General features: G+C 38.6%; 4 protein-coding genes. 2 read left to right on the top strand and 2 right to left on the bottom strand.

The genetic code is table 11. The features are described from left to right. Nucleotides 1–602: type VI secretion system ATPase TssH (locus tag ENL20_12685; protein ID HHE39406.1), on the top strand; the 602-nt coding region annotated here is incomplete at its 5' end. 964 nt (nucleotides 603–1,566) lie between these two features. Further along, nucleotides 1,567–1,986, top strand: a complete 420-nt coding sequence (locus tag ENL20_12680; protein HHE39405.1) for a T9SS type A sorting domain-containing protein — start codon at nucleotides 1,567–1,569, stop codon at nucleotides 1,984–1,986. 170 nt (nucleotides 1,987–2,156) lie between these two features. On the opposite strand, the gene ENL20_12675 is transcribed toward ENL20_12680, so the two are convergent. Both ENL20_12675 and ENL20_12670 read right to left on the bottom strand, forming a co-directional pair. Continuing rightward, entirely contained in the window at nucleotides 2,157–2,942 is a 786-nt protein-coding gene (locus ENL20_12675; protein HHE39404.1) for a GNAT family N-acetyltransferase, read from the bottom strand. A 227-nt stretch (nucleotides 2,943–3,169) separates the two neighbouring features. Then, complete coding sequence (locus ENL20_12670; protein ID HHE39403.1) at nucleotides 3,170–6,325, bottom strand: efflux RND transporter permease subunit; 3,156 nt, start codon at nucleotides 6,323–6,325, stop codon at nucleotides 3,170–3,172. Between the last annotated feature and the right edge of the window lie 257 nt (nucleotides 6,326–6,582).

Here is a 6,582-nt window from a genome sequence, read left to right as displayed (position 1 = left end):
GTTATGAACAGGGTGGTTACCTGACGGAAGCGGTGCGTCGAAAACCTTACAGTGTAATTCTATTTGATGAGATCGAAAAAGCTCATCATGATGTTTTTAATGTTCTCCTGCAGATTCTGGATGATGGTAGATTGACCGACGGTAAAGGAAGAACTGTTGATTTCAAAAATACTGTGATCATCATGACTTCAAATGTGGCATCCCAATTTATTTATGAGATGGGAGATAAACCAGAAACTGAGATCAAATCAAAACTGAAAGAATCTCTGCAACAATATTTCCGACCGGAATTTCTCAACCGTCTCGATGATATCATTATCTTCCACAGGCTCGACGAAGAGCAGATCAAGAAGATCGTTAAATTACAGTTGAATCTTCTCAAAAATCGTTTGAAAGATAAAAACATCGAATTAGAGTTTTCTGATTCAGCCATTTCTCATCTGGCTGAGCTTGGTTTTGATCCGCAATTCGGAGCACGACCACTCAAGCGAGTAATTCAGAAAGAGATCGAAAACAAGCTGGCGATCGAGATGCTGGAAGGGAAGATTGATGTTGGGGAGAAAATTGTTGTTGGATTTGATGGAGAGAAATTCAGTCTCTAAAATAATAAACTTCCGAAGCGTGAAAAACTTCGGAAGTTTTTTTAACAACCTCGAATGCCACAACTTCAATTTTTACATTTTTTTAGAAATTAAACCTCAACTTCATTTTTTATAGATCATCTGGAATTCATAAAATAGTACAATTCCAAAAAACAATTTGACATGATATTTATCTTATCAATAAAATGTTTTCGATTTTAATAGGACCAATAGAGTGTTTTCAATTCAAAATGCAAAGGAGGTATTTAGTATGAAAGGAAAAATTCTTCTTCTTATTTTTTTGGTTTTCTTGGTATCGATATCTGCCCAAAGCAATATTCCCCAAAATCAAAATCTGGTAAATGATCGTTTAGATGGAGATTCACCATTAACGCCGTTTTTCAATTGGTCAGGGAATGGAGAAGTAAATGTTTTTACAAGTGTTTTGGGAGGTGTTGAAAATCCGGCTGATAATATTACTATTGAGAATATTCCGGCTGGAGCAACTATCATCCAGGCGTATTTTTGTGTAACTTCCTGGCAGGCTGATGAGTCGGAATCATCAGCCGTTTTTGCCGGCAGCAATCTTCCCTCGATTCCTGCCACATTCATTGATCCTGATGGTTCACTATATTTTCTTAGTTATTATCGTTGGGATGTTACTGATTTTATCACCGGCAATGGAAATTATTATTATTCAACTGCGAATATCCATCAATGTTATTTGAGTTTTCTGATCGTCTTGTTTGAAGAATCTTCTCTACCTTATGCAACTGTGATGATCAATGAAGGAGCTGAATCATTGCAATTTGCAGCATCTACAACTTTCTTCGATTTTCCGGTGACGGAAGAAAACGGAGATCTGCTTGTATTGACGCAAGCAAGTGATCCTTCTGATGGACCGGAGGAATATATCGCTTTTAACGGAACAACTCTTTTAGGTCCGGCTGATATTTTCAATGCTAATCTTGGAAACTACGCTGATATGCATCTTCTTTCCAATATTAATATCCTGGAGGGAGAAAACAGCATGACCATCAATACCGGAGCTGACTGGTTTGGAATTCATTATGCAGTTTTATCTTCGGGAGAAATCAATATCGAAGTTAATGACTATGAGATGGATAATACTACTTTTAATCTAAAGCAGAACTATCCGAATCCCTTCACAACAAACACAACAATTTCTTTTTCTCGACTCAAAGACTCAGAGAACACATATATTGTGATCTATAATATTAAAGGACAGCAAGTAAAAAAATATTCAATTTTCAATAATCAATCATCAATATCATGGGATGGAAAGGATGAGAATGGAAATACTGTCATTCCGGGATTGTATTTTTACAAACTTTCAAACGGGAAGGAATCTCAAACAAAGAAAATGATCCTTATTAGAAAATGATCCTTATTAAGTAAGAAAAGCAAGAAGAGTTTCTTAATTTTAGAGTATTGAGGTGATAAGATGCAAGAATTCCTCAATACTTCGGTTGCGATATATCAGGTTTTGATGAGTTATTATTAAATGATCTAGGATAAACTTCCGAAGTTCTGAAAACTTCGGAAGTTTTTATTTTATAACTTCTTCACTCTCTTCCCGATCTTCTTTTTAATTTTCTCAAACGAAGGCGGAGGTCCGATTCGCACCTGTTTTCCATCGATAAAAAGAGTATCGGATTGTCCCCATTCATCGAGGTTATTTCTGTTAAAAGTATTAATTCCCTGGAATTCCACTTTCTCACCAAATTCTTGCGAAGCTCGTTTTGCCCGTTCATGAACGATATTATATGCGGGACACCAACCATTTATGAAGGAAGTAATAGTAACTTTTCCAGGTATATTTTCCGGTTTTTTCTTTTGGCTGAACCATTTGGGAGCGACCGCATTTTCAGAAAATTGTTTCCATAATAAAACCTGCATTCCCATTTTATCGGCTTTTTTGAATCCCTGCTTCTTGAACCAGGATGTTTTCATCCAGAAAGGAAGAGCAAGTCCCCAGGCTGCGATCCCTTTTGCTCCAAGTTGCTTAGCATCTTCCTCCGAAACTTTGAGGAGTGCTTTTCCCATTCCCTGTTTCTGCATATTTCCCACACCTTTCTTTTTGTAACCGTGCACCCAGATGCAGGGAATAAAATACAGGTCTTTTCCATCTACGAAAGAATGTTCGATAGGTAAATACTGGATCATTCCGCAGGCATTTCCTTCCTCATCGAGAGCAAGTTTTACCCGCAAACCTTTATCCTTCATTTTCTCAAACCAATGCTGTTTATGATCTCCGGCTTCTTTCATTTCATCAGACCAATCTTCTAAACAGCAGAAATAGGTTTTTAGATATTTTTCGTTTAGATCGATGATTTTCATGTTTCCTCCTTCTTACCATAAAGTCACGAAGACACAAAGAGTAAAAAAGTGTAAAGGAATAAAAATTTATCTCCAAAAAAGTGTCATAAAAAAATGATTCTTTCGGAAGTTCATATATCCTGATTCAACGAGTTCAACCAATTCCACTATTTCAACCATTCCGAAGGTCAATAATCTCCTACGGAAATTTAAGAAAAATTCTTCTGTAAGAAACCATTCGGAAGGTTTTATTCATCACAATCAACACATTCTTCATAACTCAAATGTGTTTTAAATCGAGTAACTCCAATCCTGCCGAACAAAGAATCCACCAGAGAATAAATTACAGGGATCACGAACAAGGTCAGAACTGTAGCAAAGGCAAGTCCAAAAGCAATACTCACAGCCATTGGTTTCCACTCCGAAGCGGATTGAGAAGTTGAAAGGATCATCGGCATCAGACCAAAAATAGTGGTTACTGAAGTCAGTATGATAGGACGCAGACGAATTGCTCCTGCATTAATCAGCGAATTCCATCTGTCCACACCTTTTGCTCTTTCCCGATTGACAAAATCCACAAGAACCAGGGAGTCGTTCACCACCACTCCTGCCAGCGCTACAATTGCTACGAGTGAATTCAAAGAAGCAGGAAGTCCGGTAACGAGGAGTCCGAAGATCACTCCGATCAAAGAGAAAGGAATTGTCATCATTACAATAAAAGGCTGCACATAAGATTTGAATTGAGTAGCAAGAATAGTGAAGATCAGCAGAATTGCAACTCCGAAGGCAAGAAACAGCGAAGTATAAGATTTTCTCTGTTCTTCTGCAACCCCTCCAAATTCGAGAATATGTCCCGGAAAACGCTGCTGGAAATTGGAAAGAGTTCCTTCTGCACCTGTAATACGGTTTCCCATCAATATTTGCATAACATCATCCGTACTTCTCTTTTTCATTTTACCACTATCTTTATATAAGGTCGTATTCCCTGTGATCTCGATTATCCGTTTCTTATCACGATGTCTTATCTGGGCTAAACCGGATTTTATTTCAAAATCTGCTACTTCATTTAAATCTATCAAATTACCGGTTCCGGTACGAATTTTCAAATGATCCAGATCATTCAGATCATCGATCTGTTCTTCTTTCAAACGAAGAATGATATCATATTCGTCAGTTCCGTTTCCGCGATATTCGGAAATCGTGGTTCCGTAAGATGCAGTTCTGATAAAACCGGCAATTTGTGCAACTGATAATCCATACAGGGCAAGTCTTTCGTGCTTGGGAATGATCTGAACTTCCTTCTTTCCGGGTTGGAAACTATCCTCGATATCCACGACTCCCGGGATTTTTTCCAATTCATCCTTAATGATGTTCCCGATATATTTCAACCGGTCGAGATTATCACCTTTCACCCGAATTTCAACATCATTTCCGGTAGGCGGACCCTGTGAAGGTTTGGCAAATTGATAATTATATATTCCGGGTAATTTCTCCAGATAGGAACGGATCGTTTTCTTGATCTCTGTATGAGAATATTTCATATCATCGATGTCTTTCAGGTCGATTCGCAGTTGGGCATTATTGGTTTTTGTATCCCATCTATGATTTTTCGCCATCATTCCAACGGTCGTTACCACTGCTTCGATGTCTTCTCTTTCCTTCATCTGATAGATAAATTCCTCGATATTGGAAACGACTTCATTGGTTTTATCAAGGTTCGTTCCGATGGGAGTCTGCAATCTCAAAATAATTGTTTTGGGAGTTTGTTCCGGGAAAAATTCAAACGGAACAAGACGCAAAGCAATGGTCATCAAAGAAAGAATTAGTGCTACGATAACTGCTAAGATAAATAATATCCGATGTCTTAAAGCAAATTTAATTGCCCGTCTGTATTTCCTGACCAGAGCATCGTGAATTTTGTGAGGTTTCTTCTTTTTCTGTGGTTTGGAAAATTCGGCGATATGAGAAGGCAGAATAACCAGACATTCAAAAAGAGAAGCAAGAAGTGCCAGAGTAACTACAATTGGGAAGACTCTCATGAATTTTCCCATCATTCCCTGCATCATCAACATGGGAACAAAGGCGGCAGCGGTCGTACTCACAGCAGCGATCACGGGCCACATAATTTCTTGCGTTCCTTTAACAGCAGCATCTTTTACATTCATTCCCATTTCCACATAACGGTGAACATTTTCCATCACGATGATCGCATCATCCACGATCATTCCCAACACCAGCACCAGTCCGAATAAAGTCAGATTGTTCATGGTTATATCAAAATACTGCATCAGGATAAAAGTGAGCAGGAAACTGAAGGGAATTCCAATCGCAGCAAAGGAAGCATTTTTCCAACCAAGAAAAATAAAGAGAGAAAAGAAAACCAGGATCACCCCGAATAAAGCACTTTTCCCGAGAGTGTTAATACTGTTTTTCACATCGATCGAACCATCATTACGGATAGCAGCATCCAATCCCGGAATGTTTTCTTTAAACTCCTCCACTTTATGACGAACATCTTTCATTACCTTGATGATATTGCCGTCCGCTTTTTTATAAACGAACAAGGTTACACTGGGATTTCCATCCAGTTTGGAAATAATACTTCGTTCTTCCAGAGTATCTTTTACGACTGCTACATCGCGAATGCGAGTTGCCCGTCCGTTACTATCCATCCGAACTACAAGATTGGCGATCTGCTCGGTATTATTGAATTCTCCCACAGTTCTAATAATGAATTCTGCTTTTCCGAATTTTATTGTGCCTGCAGGAACATTCATATTTCGCATTTGAATGCTGTTTTGCAAGTCGGACAACGATAAACCGAATTCATCTAATTTGTTAATATCGCCTTGGATCCAAATTTCTCGTTCCTGGGTTCCGTGAATATCGACTTTGGAAACATAATCGATATTAAGAAGTTCTTCCCGCACATCTTCGGAAATTTCCCTGATCGCATTTCCGGAAAAATTTCCACCGATCACAACTGCACACATCTCGTTCACTTCCCGCATATTCAAACGGATCATATAAGGATCGTTCGCATCATCCGGCAGATCTCTGACCTTATCCAGTTCTGCTCGCAGATCATTCTCCGCTTTATCGATGTCCGCATCAGGTTCAAAAACAATATACATTACTGCTTTCCCTTCCGATGCTGTGGATTCCATATAATCGATATTTTCCACATCTCCGATCTCATCTTCGATTTTCTGGATTACAAGTTGCTCCATTTCCAGAGGAGATACTCCCGGATACATAACAACAATTATGAAAGAACCGAAATCAACTGCCGGCATCTCTTCTTTGGGAATTTCGACCATCGTGTAAATTCCAACAATGAAGACGACGATCATCAACATATTTATCAAGACTGAATTATTAACTGAAAACTTCGCTATGGACATTTAATACTCCTTTTTTTGAAACCACGAATTAATTTGAAACCACAAATTAACACTAATTATCACGAATTTTATTTTTAGCAACGAACAAAACTAACAATACGAACAAAAAATTAACCACAAGAACACCGAGATTGACCGAGGAAATCTCCTCTTGAGAGGAGTCCCCATTTATCGGGGGAGGTGTGTTTATCAACCAGTCGCAAGATTTAGCAAGACTTGACTCGCAATGACCGAAGGGAATGTGAGTCGAGAATTGC

This window comes from Candidatus Cloacimonadota bacterium, assembly GCA_011372345.1.
GTDB lineage: Bacteria > Cloacimonadota > Cloacimonadia > Cloacimonadales > TCS61 > DRTC01.
Note: the sequence above shows the minus strand (reverse complement) of the source record. Positions and strands in the feature narration are given on the sequence as shown.

Coding starts and splice junctions, on each gene's coding strand:
- ENL20_12675 (HHE39404.1), bottom strand. CDS start 2,942: ATGAAAATCATCGATCTAAACGAAAAATATCTAAAAACCTATTTCTGC.
- ENL20_12680 (HHE39405.1), top strand. CDS start 1,567: ATGCATCTTCTTTCCAATATTAATATCCTGGAGGGAGAAAACAGCATG.
- ENL20_12670 (HHE39403.1), bottom strand. CDS start 6,325: ATGTCCATAGCGAAGTTTTCAGTTAATAATTCAGTCTTGATAAATATG.